The organism is Umezawaea sp. Da 62-37 (genome assembly GCF_032460545.1).
Lineage (GTDB): Bacteria > Actinomycetota > Actinomycetes > Mycobacteriales > Pseudonocardiaceae > Umezawaea.
In genome coordinates, this window is sequence record NZ_CP135965.1 from 4,328,845 (window position 1) to 4,346,609 (window position 17,765).

The 17,765-nt window shown below is 64.1% G+C and carries 11 protein-coding genes; 9 read left to right on the forward strand and 2 right to left on the reverse strand.

The annotated features are described in order from the left end of the window. Positions 1-329 precede the first annotated feature (329 nt). From RM788_RS19445 to RM788_RS19470, 6 genes are all read left to right on the forward strand, one after another. Positions 330-1,436 carry a hypothetical protein gene (locus RM788_RS19445; RefSeq protein ID WP_315933108.1) on the forward strand — a complete coding sequence of 369 codons (1,107 nt, stop codon included), beginning with the start codon at positions 330-332 and terminating at the stop codon, positions 1,434-1,436. A gap of 46 nt (positions 1,437-1,482) precedes the next feature. Beyond that, positions 1,483-1,611: a hypothetical protein gene (locus RM788_RS19450; protein ID WP_315933109.1), complete on the forward strand. Its 129-nt coding sequence runs from the start codon at positions 1,483-1,485 to the stop codon at positions 1,609-1,611. A 372-nt stretch (positions 1,612-1,983) separates the two neighbouring features. Next, positions 1,984-3,888 carry an ATP-dependent nuclease gene (locus RM788_RS19455; protein ID WP_315933110.1) on the forward strand — a complete coding sequence of 635 codons (1,905 nt, stop codon included), beginning with the start codon at positions 1,984-1,986 and terminating at the stop codon, positions 3,886-3,888. Continuing rightward, a complete protein-coding gene (locus RM788_RS19460; RefSeq protein WP_315933111.1) occupies positions 3,885-4,613 on the forward strand; it encodes a UvrD-helicase domain-containing protein in 729 nt (242 codons plus the stop codon). Before RM788_RS19455 ends, RM788_RS19460 begins: the two co-directional genes overlap by 4 nt. 56 nt (positions 4,614-4,669) lie before the next feature. Continuing rightward, a protein-coding gene (locus RM788_RS19465) for an IS3 family transposase (protein ID WP_315933112.1) occupies positions 4,670-5,784 on the forward strand; the annotation gives its coding sequence in 2 pieces (ribosomal slippage) (positions 4,670-4,937 and positions 4,937-5,784; 1,116 coding nt in all). Beyond that, positions 5,781-6,653 (forward strand): P-loop NTPase family protein, encoded by an 873-nt coding sequence (locus tag RM788_RS19470; RefSeq protein WP_315933113.1) that lies wholly within the window; start codon positions 5,781-5,783, stop codon positions 6,651-6,653. Before RM788_RS19465 ends, RM788_RS19470 begins: the two co-directional genes overlap by 4 nt. Before the next feature lie 454 nt (positions 6,654-7,107). On the opposite strand, the gene RM788_RS19475 is transcribed toward RM788_RS19470, so the two are convergent. Continuing rightward, positions 7,108-7,686, reverse strand: a complete 579-nt coding sequence (locus RM788_RS19475) for a PIN domain-containing protein (RefSeq protein ID WP_315933114.1) — start codon at positions 7,684-7,686, stop codon at positions 7,108-7,110. Positions 7,687-7,715: 29 nt separating this feature from the next. Next, positions 7,716-8,243 (reverse strand): helix-turn-helix domain-containing protein, encoded by a 528-nt coding sequence (locus tag RM788_RS19480; RefSeq protein ID WP_315933115.1) that lies wholly within the window; start codon positions 8,241-8,243, stop codon positions 7,716-7,718. A gap of 291 nt (positions 8,244-8,534) precedes the next feature. Between RM788_RS19480 and RM788_RS19485 the strand changes: the two genes are divergently transcribed. From RM788_RS19485 to pglX, 3 genes are all read left to right on the forward strand, one after another. Continuing rightward, positions 8,535-9,032, forward strand: a complete 498-nt coding sequence (locus RM788_RS19485; protein ID WP_315933116.1) for a DUF6933 domain-containing protein — start codon at positions 8,535-8,537, stop codon at positions 9,030-9,032. Between the two features lie 238 nt (positions 9,033-9,270). After that, positions 9,271-13,485, forward strand: a complete 4,215-nt coding sequence (gene pglW / locus RM788_RS19490; RefSeq protein ID WP_315933117.1) for a BREX system serine/threonine kinase PglW — start codon at positions 9,271-9,273, stop codon at positions 13,483-13,485. A gap of 315 nt (positions 13,486-13,800) precedes the next feature. Beyond that, positions 13,801-17,670: a BREX-2 system adenine-specific DNA-methyltransferase PglX gene (gene pglX / locus RM788_RS19495; RefSeq protein ID WP_315933118.1), complete on the forward strand. Its 3,870-nt coding sequence runs from the start codon at positions 13,801-13,803 to the stop codon at positions 17,668-17,670. Positions 17,671-17,765 lie beyond the last annotated feature (95 nt).

Consider the following 17,765-nt stretch of genomic DNA (forward strand, 5'->3'; position numbering starts at 1 on the left):
CCAACGGATGACGCGGCATCTGCAGCTGACGAGCTGCGCTCTTCGCCCGGTCGGGTCAAGGATCCAGCCACAATTCAGGCCGAGACAACCCAAGTGGCTGCCGACCCTGCGCGCCGACGCGCGGTCACGCCACTGGCGGCGTGGCTCCAGCGCGATCTTTGGCCATCCCACCGGCGAACAGCTGGGCTTGGTTGTGCCGCGTTGCCGTCCTGTAACGTTGTCTGACCCTAGCCATTTACCATCCCGGCAGCACCGACCGCAGCCGGGTAGCAACCGCCTTGGGTTATCGGGAAAGCTCTGGGCTACCGACAGGCCGATACCATCGAGCCATGCCCAAGCAGATCTTGGAGCCTGACGGCACCCTGTGGCAGCCGGAGCCGTGGGCGACGGCATCCGCCGAGGAGTTTTCTGCAGCGCGAGCTCTCATCATCAGTCTGAATGAGGAGCGGCAATGGAACCCCTGGGTTGTAGAGGATCGTGCCGACGACCTGGCTGCTGCCGACGCGATTTTCGACCAGTGGACGAGAGCGGAGCCTGACTTCCAGCCGTTGTCGGATGCGGAGCTCGACGAACGTCTGAAAACCCTGGAGGCCAAGACCACGACAGGAGTCGAGCGCCGTGAAGCGGAGCGGCTCGCCCGTGTAGCGCACTTCGACGAGGCCCAGGCCGCCGCGCGGCTTCGACTGCTGGAACGTGAAGCTCAACTGGAGCATGCTCTGGACGACAGAGCAGCTCTTGCAAGCAGTGAGCATGCACCTGCCATGGAACCGAGCAGGCAGGCTGCCGAAATCAAAGAACTCGATACTCGCATCGATCAGATGCGGACGGATTTGGATCGGCTTCGCGTCCTGGTCAGCGATCCGGAGAGCGTGGTGGACGAACACGGCCGCTTGCCCGCCAACCGACGCGCCATCATGCACATGTACTTCCGCATCCGGCGAGAGCAGGAGGTGCGACAACTCCGGGCTTCGGTTAGCGAAATCGAGCAACGCCTGACATCCAAGGGCCTCGACAAGGGCGATCGTGCCAGTCTGCGCCAGAAGCTCGCTTCCGACAGCCGCAAGCTCACCCAGCTCGCTGCGATGCCGCCCCTGACCGAAGTGGACATGTGCTCGGAGTGCGTCAGCCCATCGAGTTGGCATGGCTACACCACGCGGGGAGGAGACTTCAGGGACATCGCCCCGTGCCCGGCATGGCCGGACTGGGCCGCACGTCTGCAGAAAGCCCGCGCCATGCTGACGGATCCTGCAGGCAAGGAGACCGCCTCCACCACGCCACGACCTCAACCTCTGGCAGTGATCCCGTCAGGGCTGCCAATCGCGGAGGTTCTTCAGCGTCTGAAAGACCTCCAGGTCGAGCATCCCGACGCGGAAGTCCGCCGCGGCGACAGGAACAAGTGGGAGATCTGGCCCGCCGCCCGAGAAGATGGGAAGTAGTAACCTGATCCCAAACCCTACGGCGTTGCCAGGACATGTCACCAGAATGTTGACTGCCGCGTTCTTCGGCGGACTAGGCCCCTTCTTCCTCGCTGGGCTCCTCGGCGAGGAGATCGGCATCTGGTTCACCCACCGAAAGGCACAGCACCTCGCCGCCGAGTTCAGCCCCCTGTAGGTTTTCGCCACTCGTGACATGTCGATCTTGTGCGACCTGCGAGTTCGGTCTCGTTTCACGGCGGTGACACCATGATCAGTCTCGGTTGACGTGTCATTTCCTACTGTGCAGGTCGCCGTGCTGGGTGACTCGGCTGGCGATCGCACGGACTGCGGCGAGCGTTCCGGCCAGTACAGACCACCAGTTCTGGGGCTGCACTCGCCCGGAGAGCCGACGTTCAAGTTCAGACGCTCTCATCACGAAGATCAACGCGGCAGAGCAGGAGAGGTAGTGCTGGCGACCGCTCGGGCCACTAGCGAGGCAACTGTCGACACCACTCCATATGCGACGGCGCGGTGTAACAACAGATCGGTCCGGCTCGACGTTCAAAAGGTGCACCTGAGCAAACTCATGATCCGAGGACTGCGCGCCAGCGCAGAACACGATCTCGAAGTCCGTCTGCCTGGCCGTTTCGCAGTGCTGATCGGTGCCAACAGCGCCGGCAAGACCACAGTCGCCGAGGCACTGCAACTTGCACACACCAAGGTATTTCCCAGACTGCCCGCGCCAACCGCAGCCGTTCTGGGCGAGGGCGAACGCTCGGTAGAAGTCGAGTACTCGTTCTCACGCACTGAGCAGGATGAAGGAATGCTGGGTCAGGCCATCCAAGCTCAGGCTGGCATCACAGCACCTGGTACGACAGCCGCAGCCTGGACACGCGAGTTGAGCCGCGACCTCGGGAGAGTGGCCACCAGAACGCTGGTCCCTCACGACGCGATGGACTCGATCCGTCTGGTCTACCTGCCGGCATGGCGAAACCCTGTCGACGAGCTAGCTCGCCGGGAAGCACGCGTCCTGGTCGAACTGCTTCGAGCGCAGCGCCAGAACGCTGGTCACGGACGTAACTTGGCCGGACTACGCGCCCGCGCCTCAGCGCTCCTCGAACAACTCGCCGCAGACAGCCTCATCGGGGCCGTGGAGGAGCGGATCGCGGCACACCTCCAGTCGTTGTCAGCGGGCGTCTCCCGTAACTGGCCCTACGTCCGCGGCCAGGTCATCGACGACAACTACCTCGCCAGGGTATTGGAGCTGATGCTCGCCGTACTCGAAGGGCGGCAGCACGCAAGGCCACTCGAAGTCTCCGGGCTGGGGTATGTCAACCTGCTGCACATCGCAGTCACGTTGGCGGCCATTCCAGATCAACAACTGGTGTTCGCACCCCCCGCTGATGGAGACACCTCCGAGGAGGAGCCAGTCGATCCCGCAGACGCGGAAGCAAGGCTGCTGCAGGCACGCGCGGAGCGCGACAGTGAGGAAGACTCGTTCTTCCCCTCACGTCCGCTGCATGTCACCGTTCTGATCGAAGAACCGGAAGCCCACCTTCATCCGCAGCTTCAGCACTCCCTTGCCCGGTATCTCCAGCGAATCGCGCGCCAACGTCCTGAGCTGCAGATCATCCTCTCCAGCCACGCCACCGACATCATCACCTCGTGTTCTCCCGAGGACATCGTCGTAATGCGTCGCCTGCAGGATGGCCGCCGAGTGAGCCGAGGCATCGCCGAACTCGACATCCCAGACCGCGCGGAGGTCATGCGTAAAACGAGACTGCACCTCGACGCGAGCCGATCGGCCGCGCTGTTCGCCGAACGACTACTGCTCGTCGAAGGGGTCACTGACGCCGCCCTCGTCCGGGAGTTCGGGTGGGTGTGGTCTAGTGCGGACGTCGACAAGCAGTCGTTCATCGACGCTTTGAGCATCGTTCCCATGGGCACTAAAGTCGGTTCGTGGGCAGTACGTCTCTTGGCCACCCGCGGGCACGAACTATGCAGTCGGCTAGCGGTGTTGCGCGATAGCGACAAGCCGCTGGAAGAGTCGCCAACCCTCCCAAGCTGGCTGACAACTCATGCTCACGACCCAGACGTCGTCAAGGTCGTGCACAGTCATCCCACGCTGGAGCCGTCCATCACCACCGGCAACGAGGCCTTGATCGCTGCCGCACTTGAGGATCTCGAGATCGACCGCCCGAACCCGCTCGATGTCGCCGCCGTGCATTTGCTCTTTCGCAGCGCCCGCAAGAAGACCAAGATAAGGGACGCGACACCTTCCGGCCCTGCCGCATCACGCAAGGGCGAGTTCGCACTCGCTCTGGCTGGACGTCTGTCGGACCAGCGACACTCAGGTTCTCTGACCGCGGCGGTGCCGACCCACTTCACCGAGATCTTCGAATTCCTCTACGCGACGGATGAACCCACGGCGCAGGCGGAACCTGCAGAAGACCCTGCGAACGAGCCGACATGACGTCGATTGCGTCGCCCAGTGACGCCCGCCCCAAGAACCTGACGGACGAGCAGGCTGCCGCAAGCGGCAGCCTGGAACGGCGGCTGTTCATCGACGCGGGTCCCGGCACCGGCAAGACAACCGTTGCGGCGCAACGCTTCGGAGCTCTCCGTTTCGTTCCAGAGTCTAGAACCGACCATCGCGCGATCATCGCCGTGAGCTTCACCAGAGCAGCCACATGGGCTCTGAAGCAGCGAGTGAGACGTATCTGGGGTCCGGCCGCCCTCACGTGGCCGCACCGCATCGTCACTCTCGACACAATCATGTGCGAACTCCTGCATGACCTTCTTCGCGCCGGCCTCCTCCGATGGCCCAATGGGCACACCGAGCTCACGGTCATCGACAGCTGGAATGCGCTGGCGCAGACGAAGTGGACCAGAGAAACCTACAAGGTGTATGTCGACGCTGCGGACGTGAAGTTTGCCAAAGTGCATCTCGAAGGTGGCGCGCGCGTACCGCTGACAGAGATCGGCAAGCATCTCGCCGACGGCGTCTGCACCCATCAGGATGTCCGGGACGCGCTTGAGAACGCCTTGAAGGACGAGACCATGGCAGCGCGCGCCCGTGACCGCCTAAAGATAAGCGCGAAAGCATTGATCGTCGACGAGGTGTTCGACGCCAATGATCTCGACATTGCCATCATCGAGCTAGCCACTCAAGCCGGTGACGTGACCCCATTGGGTTGATCCAGGACCAGTGAGAGCCTGACAGTCCAGTTCGTGGACGGAAGGGCTCGATCACGATGAGCACCAGGAAACGGCACACCCCCGAGCAGGTCGTGCGGAAGCTGACCCAGGCCGATCAACTCTTGGCCCAGGGCCGCGACGTGGCCGATGTGTGCCGGGAGTTGCAGGTCACCGAGGCCACCTACTACCGGTGGCGCAATCAGTTCGGCGGGTTGAAAGCCGACGACGCGAAACGGCTGAAGGATCTGGAGCGGGAGAACGCCACGCTCAAGCGGCTGCTGGCCGACGCCGAACTGGAGAAGGCGGCGTTGAAGGAGATCGCCAAGGGAAACTTCTGAGCCCGCAGCGGCGGCGGGCGGCTGTGCACCACCTGATGACGATCCTGCGGGTCAGTGAACGGTTCGCCTGCCGGGTGACCGGGCAGCACCGGGGAACCCAGCGGCGCCTGCCCGCGGCGCAGACCCCAGCGGATCCCGACGCCGCGCTGCGCGCGTGGCTGCGCACCTACGCCAAGGCGCATCCGCGGTGGGGATTCCGGCGGGCCTATCACGACGCCCGCGGCGAGGGCTGGACCGTCAACCACAAGAAGATCCAGCGGTTGTGGCGGGAGGAAGGTCTGCGGGTGCCGCAACGGCGCCGCCGCAAGCACTTGGGCGTGTCCACCGCCGAACCGCAGGTGAGGGCGGATGCGCCGAATCGGATCTGGGCGGTGGACTTCCAGTTCGATGCCACCACCGACGGCCGACCGGTCAAGATCGTGTCGATCGTGGACGAGCACACCCGCGAGTGCCTCGGTGGTCTGGTCGAGCGGTCGATCACCGCGGACCGGTTGGTCGACGAGCTGGACCGGATCGCCTTGGTCCGTGGCTATCCGGCGGTGTTGCGCAGCGACAACGGTCCGGAGTTGGCGTGCGCGACGATGCGGGACTGGGCCGGTGAACGGGTCGACCTGGCATTCATCCCACCAGGCCAACCCTGGCGCAACGGCTACATCGAGTCGTTCAACGGCCGGGTCCGCGACGAATGCCTCAACCTCACCCAGTTCTGGTCGTTGACCCAGGCCAGAGTCGTGATCACCGATTGGAAGACCGAGTACAACCACGTGCGGCGGCATTCGGCACTGGGCTATCAGACCCCGGCCGGCTACGCTGCTGCCTGCACCCACCGATGACCGGCTCTCACAAGCTCTGGTCCAACTATCGGGGTCCCGTCACCGGACTGTCCGTCACGCTCGTTGGCGATCCGTGGCAGGCGCTCTACGTGTTCCGCGGTGCCCGCCCCGATGCGATTCCCGCGCTGCTGGTTCGGACCGGCATCACAACGCTGGCGCTCACCGAGTCATTCCGCTGGCGCGGCCCGATGCAACGAAAGCTCGCTGCGGATCTCAGGGAGGGTCACGGCGTCACGCTCGACCCGACGGCGTCGGATGCGCTTGCGGGCAACGTCGACGTGGCCCTCGCGACCGAGTGGAAACCGCTCTGGCAAGCCAGCGACGGCATCCTTCCCCTCGCGTTCCGCTCCTTCAAGGGAGGAATCGAGGAAGCAGCCGCGACTCTCCTGCTCAACCATGTCACGCGTTCCGCGCTCGGCGAGAACGCCACCTACCTCGCCGACGCGTTGATGACGCTGTCCATCAACGACCCGGACTCCGCCGAACAGCTGGACAACGAACTCCACCAAGTCATCGAGACGCTCGTGGGCTCGGAGAAGGATCCCGTGAGAACCGCGTACGCCAAGTTGGCAGAGATCACCGCATCCTTCTCGCCACGCCGACTGCGACGGGCGCACGCTGCGCACACCATTCGCCTCAAGCTCATCGCGGCTCGCCTAGAACAACGCGTTCGGCTGATCCCCGGCTTGACCACCCATCAGGCCAAGGGCGGCGAGTGGGACACCGTAGGCGTTGTGCTTTCGAGGTTCGAACGAGCTCGGCTTCAAGGCGGACTTACCCATGAGGAAGACACCGACCGCAAGCTGTACGTCGCCTGCACTCGTGCCCGGATGTGCACCATGCAGATAGGTACCGAGACTGCGGAGTAGCGGCTGGCCGCGATCGACCAGGACCTACATCTCCGAGGAGAAATAAGGACCAGCGATGAGTCCCTTGTCCTGTTGAGGCAAGCCGCTGCGATTGACTGCACTGTCGGGGGCGGTTGGCGGTGCGCCTCTGAGTGTTCTGACAGAGTGGCAGGACATCGGCACCCTGCTCCACCACTCCGACCGCGGCGCGCAGGTCGCGCGCTACCCACAACGGCTCGCCGTGGCCAGTGCCGTGGCCTCGATCGGATCCAAGAGCGACAGCTACGACAACACCCTCGACGAGGCGTTCAATTCGGTCTTCAAGGCTGAACTGAATCCACAACAAGGGTCCCTGACGGGGCATCGACGGCGTCGAGATCGCAGTCGCCGGGCATATCGGCTGGTGTCATCACCTCCGCCTACACGGCGGACTCAGCCTGATCTCGCCTGAAACGGCTACAACAATGCGTTGCGCTCACAGCAGCGGACGGATCAGCGCCACCGCCTGCGTCATGCCATACCGCTCGTCAATCGTGTCCAAAATTTCTGGGACGCTTCGGCTACTGCCGAAGCGTCCGGAGCGACTCGCGATCGCTTCGACCGCGATCAGCGCGACGGTGGGGCTCAACGCGACGGTGTCGGCAGCGAACTGGCTTGGCAGCAACACCTGGATCCCCTTGGGAACCAAGGCTTCGGGGAAGTCCTTGACGTTGTGGGTCACGATGGCGCCTGCGCCGCCCACGACCGAGGCAGCAACGACGTGCTCGTCATCAGGATCGGGAAGGCCGTATGCGCCGTCGAGTCCTTCCCAGCCCCGCACTTCGGCGTCATCGAAAGCTTGTCTCATCACCGTGACGAGGCGGCGAGCGCGGCGAGCGGCCACCGTTGGTTCCTCACCGCGCTCGACCAACTTCCGCGCTTCCTCGTACTCCAACTCGTCGAGAATCGCCGTGCTCCACAAAGGCCGGTACATGCCTTCGATCCCAAGCGAAAGCAGAAAGTCGCGCTGAAGACTGGGCCAGAGCACACAGGTGTCGAGCAGCGCCGAGAACATCGAGACATCTTGTCAGGACGGCCGATCGGTCAGCGCGAGCCACCCCGGCGGCGCTGTGAGACTTCGCGGCGTGCAGTCCGCAGGCGGTCAAGAACCACGTTGACGTCATCGTCGTCGTCGATTGCGGTGGCCTCCAGAGCCGCATACTGCGCAACCCGACGACGGTCACGGTAGGCGAGCAGGTCTCGGAGTGTGACTCGTCGATGACTACCGACACGCTCGAACGGGATCTCACCATCGTCAAGCAGTCTGACGACGGTAGGCCTGCTGACCCCCAGGAGTTCGGCGGCCTGTTGCGTGGTGAGCGTTTTCGTCACCGGGGCTACGGACACAGCGAGACCTGCTTGCAGTGCCTCGGCCACCTGACGCAGCACTCGATACAAATCCACCGGAAGCTCGACCCGGTCGTCCGGCGTGTTGCCACTGAGGAAGCACGGCACATCCGGTCGGCCGCGCCCGGCGTCTTCGTGGGCCTTCAGGAAGTCGTAGACCTCCGCTACCTGATGCCCCTCGTCGGCTCCGGGTAGGTAGGTCTCCTGCCTCAACGCTTCAGCCATGACTCCTCCTCAGACGAATAAAACATAACACCTTTCGTTTCGTTCGTCTATAACGAACGACAGAGTTGGACGGTGGGGCAGTTCTGCACGCACCCCGTGTCAGCGTCCAGTGAAAATTTCCCGAGGCTGGCCAGTTGTGGCGGCCAGTTGCGGTCCCCGCACACGGCCAGATTCGCGGTCGGTGACAGGCACAGCCATGCCGCCGCGCTCGTCCGGGTCTCCGAGACCGGGCGTTGGCCTCGACGACTGACGTGATGGTGAGCCGAGTCGTGGCCAAGGCAGGATGGTCGGGTGTTGATCGTGCGCGCCACCAAGAAGCTGCTGCGTCTGGCGGGTCCGTCTACCGCGCTCGACGACGACCGTGGCACGACGGCGCTGGGCCCGTGGTATGCCACGGTCCTGTTCTGGCGGCCGCGGGTCGTGTTGCTGGTCAATGAGGCGACGTTGCTGCCCGTGCTGTTGCCATTGGCACCTAAGGCCACTCTGACCAGCAGGATCGCTGAGCAAATCAGCACAGTGCTGACCGCACACGACGCGCCCGCCGCGATCATCGACGAAGAGCGGCTGCACATGCAGACCGCTCGGCTGGGTGTCACCGCGAACCGCAGCGTTGTGGGCGTCATGATCGACTTCGCCCGCCTCGCGGATATCCACCACGACGACGATCCCGCTGTGAACCTCGTCGCGCTCGCAGTCCGGCTGGCCTCGACCCCCTGCAGCCCGTTGTACGGCAGAAACATCAGTCCGGACCGTGAACTCGCCGCCGCGTTGCAGGCGATCACGACCTGACACCAAGCACTCAGCCAGGCACGTTCACCTGTGTGAAGTTACCCCCAAGTACCGACGATCGGGCCCTTGGCGATGTCGACACCCTGCTTGGCTGGCAAGGCTGTGGGTCGAACATCTGGGCCACGTTGGACGACGCCATCAACGAGCTCTTCGAGGACAGCGGGCTGACGGTGAAGGGGGATCAACTCAGGGCGGAGGAGTTCGGGCAAGATGGGCCGTCGAGCTGGAGGGCACTGGAGTGGAAGAGCAGTCAAGCAGGTGGCACGAGATCACGCAGTCGGCGTTCAAGCATGAACGTGCGGCGCTACGCCACGTTCGAGAACTCCTTCCCGACCGCCACCCGTACGCGGCCTGGTCGAACTTCGTCTTCATCCCGAAAAGTGGTGGCCAACCCGAGGTCGACATTCTTGTCGCCACCCCGAGCGGGCTGCACCTCATCGAGATCAAGAGCCTCAAGGGCAGGCTGACCAACCACTTCGGCACCTGGGTGCAGCATCGACCTAACGGAAGCACATGGACGTTCGACAACCCCCTGACCGCGGCCAACCAGAAGGCCAAGGAACTCAAGTCCCTGCTCATGCAGGCCGCGAGGCAAGACAGGATCGCAGTCCCGTATCTGTCCGCAGCCATCTTCCTGTCGGAACCGAGCCTGAAGTGCGAACTGGCCGACGGTCAGCGGTACAGCGTGTTCGGTCCGGAGAACGGCAGCTCGCTGCCCAAGATCGGCTCTGACCTGCTCCTGGGCTCGGTGAGCCGCACGCCACCGGACCCGGATTTCTTCCGGGCTCTTCCCCGTCTGCTGCAACGGGTGGGGATCCACCGGACCAAGCGCAGCGTCACCGTTGGGCAGTGGCAGATTGAGCCGCGCCCCTATGCAAGTGGTCCAACGTGGCAGGACCACGACGCGTCACGTGAGGACATGCCAGACGAGTACCGCCGTGTTCGCATCTACCTTTACGAGCGCGAGGCCGACCCGGACAAGCAGCGGTCGATTCGTTCGGCTGCGGAGCGTGAGTTCCGGGCGTGCCAAGGTATTCACCACCCCGGCCTGCTACGCCCAGTGGACTTCGTCGATCACGAGGCTGGACCTGCACTTCTGATCGAACAGCCGCGCGAGGCACAGAGGCTGGACCACTTCATCGCTCAACGGCACGCAGAGCTCGACCTGCCGACACGGCTTGATCTGATCCGCCAACTCGCCGAAGCGGTGAACTACGCGCACGAACGCCGCCTGGTGCACCGGGCGCTGTCGCCGCGTGCCGTGATCGTCCAGCCGACTGGCGGCGACTGGACAAAGCCGCGACTGCAGGTCGGCGAGTGGCAGGCCGCTGCGCGTGGTCTTTCGGGTCCGTCAACCGTGCATCAACTGCGTCCCAGCTCGGGCGCTGCCGCCCACGTCGAGGCCGCGTCGGCTCCCTACCTCGCACCGGACTTCACCGAGGAGCCTGACGGAACCGTCGCGATTGATGTGTTCGGCATGGGTGCGATCGCCTACCTAGTGCTCACCGGACGCCCACCTGCATCAACCAGGCCGGAGTTGCTGGATCAGCTCATCAAGCAGGGGGGCCTGCATCCGCGTGCCGTGGACGACAGCATCCCGGACGAACTCGACACGGTGATCGCGCTCGCGACAGCACCGGTGGTGGGCGACCGCTTCACCGATGTCACAGAGTTCTTGGACGAGCTGGACAAGGCGCAGGAGCGCGACGAACCCGACGTCGAACGCAACGATCCGTGGAACGCCACCAAGGGCGAACGCCTGGCTGACACCGACTACGTCGTGCAGCGGGTTCTGGGTACTGGCGCCACCGCACGAGCTTTCCTGGTCATGCACGACGGAATCGACACGGTCGTCAAGGTGTCCCGGTCCGCTGATGCCGAGGACCGCCTCGTCGATGAGGCGGCCGCACTGGAACACCTGCGGCACGACCACATTGTCGTGCTGCGGCGCAGCCTGTTCCCCCTGGGCAACCGGCACGCGATCGAGATCGACCACGCGGGCGACCGGTCACTCGCCCACGTGCTGCGCAACGAGGGCGCGCTCCTGCCGGACAAGCTCCAAGTACTGGGTGACCAGTTGCTGAACGCGTTGGCGTACCTGGAGCGCGACGGCGTCCTCCACCGCGACATCAAGCCGGACAACCTCGGCGTGCGCAACCACCCCAGGTTCGGCCGAGCCCTGGTCCTGTTCGACTTCTCCTTGGCCGGGGCGCCGACCACTGACGTACACGCGGGCACCCGCGGCTACATCGACCCGTTCCTCGGCACCGACCGGCGACCGACCTATGACACGCACGCCGAGCGCTACGCCGCAGCCGTCACGCTGCACGAGATGGCAAGTCTCGAACTTCCGACGTGGGGCGATGACGGCACGAACCCGCGTTTCCTCACCGAACCGGTGACGCTGTCGAGCGAGCTGTTCGAAGCTCCATTGCGGGAGCCTCTGCGCACGTTCTTCAGCAGGGCGCTGCACCGTGACGCCGAGCAGCGGTTCGGTTCGGCGTCAGAGATGCGCGAAGCGTGGCAGCAAGTCTTTACAGCACTCGACGAGACCGGCCCTGCGGCAGTGTCGTCGTCGGGTTCGGACAACCCGATCGAGCTTCGGCAAGAAGCAGCGGACCGCGCGACGCTCGACACTGCGCTCGATGCCGCCGGCTTGACCCTGCGCGCGGTCGCGGTCGCCCACCGGTTGGGCGCCAACACCGTCGGAGATCTGCTCGACCTCCGTCTGAACGAGGTGCGCAAGGCTCGCGGCCTGAGCCGCAAGACGCGTGACGAGCTCATCGAGCGCATCACCCAGTGGCGCACCAGCTTGGTGGTCGAACCCGGCGCGATCAAGACCACTTCACTGCCTGCCGATGTCGACGGGTCTCGGTTGCCTCTCGACGCGATCGTTGCTCTCCTCGTGCCCCAGTTGAAACAACGCAATGACAGCCAGGTCGCGATCAGCCGCCTGCTGCTCGGTCTCCCCGACCAGGCCGGGGCACTGCCGGACCTGCGCTGGCCCACCAACGTGCAGGTCGCGAAGTCAACGCACCTCACACAGGGCCGGATCGCCCAGGTCCTGTCCGCAAGGCGCAAGGCGTGGTCCGGAATCGACGCACTTGACGTCGTGCGCCGCGAGGTCGTCGAAGCGCTGACCTCGTTGCGTCGCGTTGCCGCCGCCGAGGAACTCGCCGATCACCTCCTCGGGCTGCACGGATGTTCGGACGCCACCGACCTTGCCTTCCGCCGCCCGTATGCGTACGCCGTGCTCCGCGCGGCCGTGGAAACGGACTGGCTGCTCGACGAACCGCGCTTCACCTTCCGACGGCACCACGACCGGGTCGTGATGGCATTGCAGGTCGGTTCGACCGATCCGGTGGACACGCCGTCCGACGAGGCGCTGCTGGATCTGGCGGTGCAGCTGGTCAAGAAGGCCGACGATCTTGCCGCAGAGGACCCGCTGCCGACCCCGACTGCCGTAGTCCGCGTGCTGGCGGCGTGTGCAGAGCGCGCCGGTGAGGTATTCGACGAAAAGCGCCTGATCAAGCTGGCTACGGCGGCATCAGGATCGGTCCTGGCGAACGTCCGGCTCGAGCTCTATCCGAAAGACCTGCCGCTGGTTCGGGCGCTTCGCCTGTCCCAAACCGGCGCGGGCTTGCCGGACAATGGCCTGGACGCAGCTGGCCTGCAACAACGGGTAGACAACCGGTTCCCAGGACTGAGTCGGCTGCCAACCGGCCGCGCATTGATGGAGTTGCTGACCGAAGCCGGGTTCGCGGTGGTCTGGGACGGCGAGCACTACCGGCCTCCTCGGCCCGTACTCACCGCGGTGACACCGGATCCGTCCTCATCGACGGGCTCGGTGAGCTCTCCTCTGGTGGCGGGCACCGCCGCGAGCGACGTCGATGCCCGGTTGGTCGAAGCCTCCCGGCACGGTGGCGTCCGCATCATCACCGTCCGGCGCAAGCGCTGGGAACGTGCACGTATGGCAGTCGAGGCTGCGCTCGGGATGCCGGTGATCGACGTGTCGGCAGCATTCGTGGCCGCGGTCCGGCAGGTCGCGTGGCAGCTCAACATCCCGGACTTCAACCGTGTGCTGCAAGCTGACGCTGCCGAGCCCGGCAGCAACGACCAGCTGAACCTGCAGCGCGTGGTGGCGCAGGCATGCGACCTGCTGGAAGCCGAGTGGACAAAGCATCCGGTGCTGCCGTTGGACGGACTCACGCCCCTCGGCCGCTACCCCGCTGGTCAGGCTCTGCTCAACCGACTGGCTTCCCGCGCCCGCTACGGGCCGGGAACCGATGGTCTGTCCGGCCCGGACGCTTTGGTGCTGATCTGCCCAGCCAGCGACGAGACGAAGGCACCTCGGATCGGTGACCACGTGATCCGGGTGAACACACCAGAGGAGTGGGTGATCGCGCGTTCCCCGTGGCCGCCTGCCGAGACACTTCGGTCACAGGCGGGATGAATCTGCTGCCCTCCGCTTGTTCGACCGGTTCCGTTGGCCAAGAGCATTGGGCACTGAGCGACTGTGAGGAAACAAAAACGCACCTACACGGTACAAGAGCAACTGCCGCCCTATCGAGGGCAACCGTATCGGAGCAGTCCCAGAGGTGACCATGACGCAGTACGGAACTTCAAGTGCTCAGGGGCTGGCCGCTTGGCCGTGATCACTGACTCCTTCCGCTCATGAAGTCGTTGAGGACGGCCCGATGTAGGCCGAGTGGGTGCACTTGGATCAAGAAGACGTTCGATTCACCCAAAGGAGTTAACCTGGCTCCTCGTGACGTCGCCCTCACCTGATCATTCCGCTTTACTCGTTGACCTCCAGAAGCAGGTAATCGCCCTCGATGAGGACCTGCGTGAGCAGGTCGACCGGTTGCCCCAGGTCAAGGCAAAGCTGGAGGACGGTCACACGAAGGCCGTCCAGGCCAAACGCACTGCCGCCACGTTCACCACGTTCCTCGGCGACGAGATCACCCAAGCCGCCGTCGCATGGGTGCTCGGCACGGTGTTCGTGCGCTGGTGTGAGGACAACCGCCTGATCGACCCGATGCTGTCCGGGCCTGAAGACCGCTTGGCCGAGGCCGAAGATGCCCACAACGCCTTCTTCCGGCAGCAACCGCACGCGACCGACGCCGACTGGATCGAGCAGAGCTTCGACTCGCTGCGCCGCAGCGATGCCGGCGCGATGCTGTTCAACCGGCAGCACAACCCGGCCTATCGCATCCCGGTGTCCCACGACGGCGCGAAGGCGCTGATCGAGTTCTGGCGTTCCTGCCGCCTCGACGGCTCCCTGGTCCACAGCTTCCACGACGACTCCTGGGACACCCGCTTCCTCGGCGACCTCTACCAGGACATGTCGTTGGCCGCGAAGGAGAAGTACGCCCTTCTCCAAACCCCGGATTTCGTCGAGGAGTTCATCCTCGACTACACGCTCACTCCAGCACTCGACGAGTTCGGCCTCGAAGGCTTCCGCCTGATCGACCCGACCTGCGGATCGGGCCACTTCCTCTTGGGCGCGTTCCGCAGGCTGGTTGACGCGTGGCGCGACGAGGCCCCTGGTTTAAGTGACACCGAGATCGCCCGCAAGGCGCTGGACTCGGTGCACGGTGTCGACCTGAACCCGTTCGCCGTTGCCATCGCGCGCTTCCGCCTCGTTCTCGCCGCGTGGAGCACGGCTGGTGTACGCACCATCAAGCAAACAGCGAACCAGCGCTGGGCGGTGACGGTTGCCACCGGCGACTCATTGCTGGCAGGCAAACGCGGCAGCTTCGCCGGCATGGACCAGGAGATCGGTCTCCAACTCGCTGCCGAGGACGTGCACAAGTTCCCAAGCCTGCTCGACGAGGCCTCCTACCATATCGTCGTCGGAAATCCTCCGTACATCACGGTTAGCGACGCGGCACTCAATGGCGAGTACAGGCGCAAATACTCGGCCTGCCACCGCCAATTTCAGCTGACCGTGCCGTTCGCTCAACGCTTCTTCGAACTTGCCCGCCGTGCCAGCTCAGACGGTCGTGGTGCGGGGGTTGTCGGTCAAATCACGTCGAACGGTTTCATGAAGCGTGAGTTCGGCACCAAGCTGATCCAGGACTTCTTTCCCACCGTCGAGCTGACGCACGTGATCGACACGTCCGGCGCGTTCATTCCCGGCCACGGAACGCCGACGGTCATCCTGGTGGGTTGTCGCCGATCCCCCGATCGTGAGCAACCGATCCGTGCGGTGCTTGGAATTCGTGGCGAGCCCGGTCAGCCAGTCAACCCCGCGAAAGGCTTGGTCTGGACTGCGATCCGCGAGCAGATCGAGGAGGTTGGTAGCGAGTCCGACTGGATCAGCGTTGCAGACTTCCCTCGCGCCCGTCTCGTGCTTCACCCTTGGTCTCTCAGCGGCGGCGGTGCAGACAGCTTGACCGCCGCCATCGAACGCACTCAACGGAAGCTTGATTCCGTTATCGTGCCACCGATTGGCAGGGCTGCCCGAGCCGGCGCTGATGATGCGTACATCCGACCTGGCCGCTGGTCGTCGCAACGATCTGCGATGCCTCTATTGGTACGTGGCGACGTTGTACGCGATTGGATGTCGCAACCAGACGAGTCAATTATTTTTCCCTACGCCGCTGATGCGGACATCACTGTGCTCAAGCAGGAGCTTTGGGCTTGGCGCAAGCTACTGGCCGAGCGCCGAACGTTCCAGGGCAACATGAGTGATGCAGGGTTGCAGTGGTGGCAGTACATGCAGTTTACCGCATCCGCTTATACAACACCATTATCAATTGCGTTCGCGTTCGTCTCAACCCATAATCACTTTATCCTTGACCGAGGCGAAAAAATCTTTAAACAGTCAGCACCGGTAATCAAGCTTCCTCATGACGCAAGCGAGAGCGACCACCTCGCACTGCTAGGAATCCTAAACTCTTCGACGGCGTGCTTCTGGCTTAAGCAAGTCAGCCATGACAAAGGCAATCGCGGCGAAGGTGGTGGTATAACCAGTTCCGGGTGGGAACGATTCTTCGAGTTTACCGGAACCAAGCTCGAACAGTTCCCACTGCCAACCACCCTTCCTATTGACCGGTCGCAATCTTTGGACATACGCGCACAACAGCTGGCCACATGCACGCCAGGGGCCTGGACTAAAAATAAGGCTCCTACACAGGAGCAGTTGAGTTCGACCAGAACGGAACACTCGGTCGTTCGTGCGCAGATGATCACGGAGCAGGAAGAACTTGACTGGGATATTTACCAGCGATACGGACTGCTATCCGACGCTGAGGCGGCGTCAGTCGTCATCCTTGACCTATCCACAGTTCCAGCCATCGAGCTCGGCGAGCGGGCGTTCGAGATTGTGCTCGCCCGCAAAATGGCAACCGGCAAGGTCGAGACGCAGTGGTTTGTCAGGCACGGATCGACTCCGATCACGGAGCTGCCTGCACACTGGCCTGAAGGCTATCGGCGTACCGTCGAGGCGCGCATCGCGCTGATCGAGAAGCGGCGAGACATCGCCTTGATCGAGCGGCCCGAGTGCAAGCGACGCTGGGCCACAGAGTCGTGGGAGAAGCAGCAGGAACGCGCCCTTCGCGAGTGGCTGCAGGACCACTTGGAGGCGCAATGCCTATGGCTTGCCGAAGACGCCAACGGTGTCGAGCAGCCGACCATGCGCTCGGTGTCCGAGCTGACCGACCTGATGCGCGGCGACGTCGACTTCGCCGAAGTTGCACGATTGTGGGCGACCGACGCGCTCGGCAACCAGGACGCCGACCTGGCCGAGGTCGTTGCGGCCCTGGTGGATGAGGAGCATGTGCCGTTCCTGCCGGTCTACCGCTACAAGCCCGCCGGGCTACGCAAGCGCGCTGATTGGGAACACGTGTGGGACCTACAGCGCCAAGAAGACGCCATCGCCGCGGAACTGGACAAGGACATCACCGATCCCGCAGTGCACATGGCTGTCAAGGACGAGCTCGGCAACATCCCGGTACCGCCGAAGTACGTTTCCGGCGACTTCCTGCGCACCTCGTATTGGCGGCACCGCGGCAAGCTCGACGTGCCGAAGGAGCGCTTCATCTCTTATCCGGCCGCGGCCCGTGACGGTGACGGCAGCCTGCTGCTCGGCTGGGCAGGCTGGGACCACAAGCAGCAGGCACACGCACTCGCGGTGCTGATCACCCAGCGCCACGACGAGGACGGCTGGGACAGCGAACAGCTGCTTCCCCTGCTAGCAGGCCTCGACGAGGTGCTGCCTTGGGTGGAGCAGTGGCATAGCGAGATCGACCCGGCGTTCGGTGCGTCGCCATATGCGATCTACGGCGGATTCCTGGACAGTCAACTCGACGCACTGCACATCGCACGGGATGACCTGCGCGCCTGGCAGCCGAAGCGACGGGTGGATGTCGCGCCGCTCCCCCGCAAGGCCGGCCGAACTCGCGGAACCAAGGCGGCGCCGCGAGCGAAGACCGACATCGCCTTCACCGCCGAGCAGATGCAGGTCGTGATCGATTTCGCTGGTCACGGACCCATGATGACTGCTCAGGCCGCCGAAGTGACCGGACTCCCGGCTCCGATGATCAAGGCGCTGCTCAAGCACCTCGTCGAGCGCGGCGACCTGGTTCAGACCGGCCAGCGACGCGGGACGAAGTACGAACTCGCCGGACGTTGATCGGCTGAGGTGCGCGAGCACGAACTCCGCCCATCTCTGATCCCACTGCCATCCGATATCGGCTGATTGCAGGCGGGTGAGATCAAACGAGTCGA

Bases quoted from the DNA above. Each gene is read 5' to 3' on its own strand.
- RM788_RS19475 (WP_315933114.1), bottom strand. From the start codon at position 7,686: ATGTTCTCGGCGCTGCTCGACACCTGTGTGCTCTGGCCCAGTCTTCAG.
- RM788_RS19445 (WP_315933108.1), top strand. From the start codon at position 330: ATGCCCAAGCAGATCTTGGAGCCTGACGGCACCCTGTGGCAGCCGGAG.
- RM788_RS19450 (WP_315933109.1), top strand. From the start codon at position 1,483: ATGTTGACTGCCGCGTTCTTCGGCGGACTAGGCCCCTTCTTCCTCGCT.
- RM788_RS19460 (WP_315933111.1), top strand. From the start codon at position 3,885: ATGACGTCGATTGCGTCGCCCAGTGACGCCCGCCCCAAGAACCTGACG.
- RM788_RS19470 (WP_315933113.1), top strand. From the start codon at position 5,781: ATGACCGGCTCTCACAAGCTCTGGTCCAACTATCGGGGTCCCGTCACC.
- RM788_RS19480 (WP_315933115.1), bottom strand. From the start codon at position 8,243: ATGGCTGAAGCGTTGAGGCAGGAGACCTACCTACCCGGAGCCGACGAG.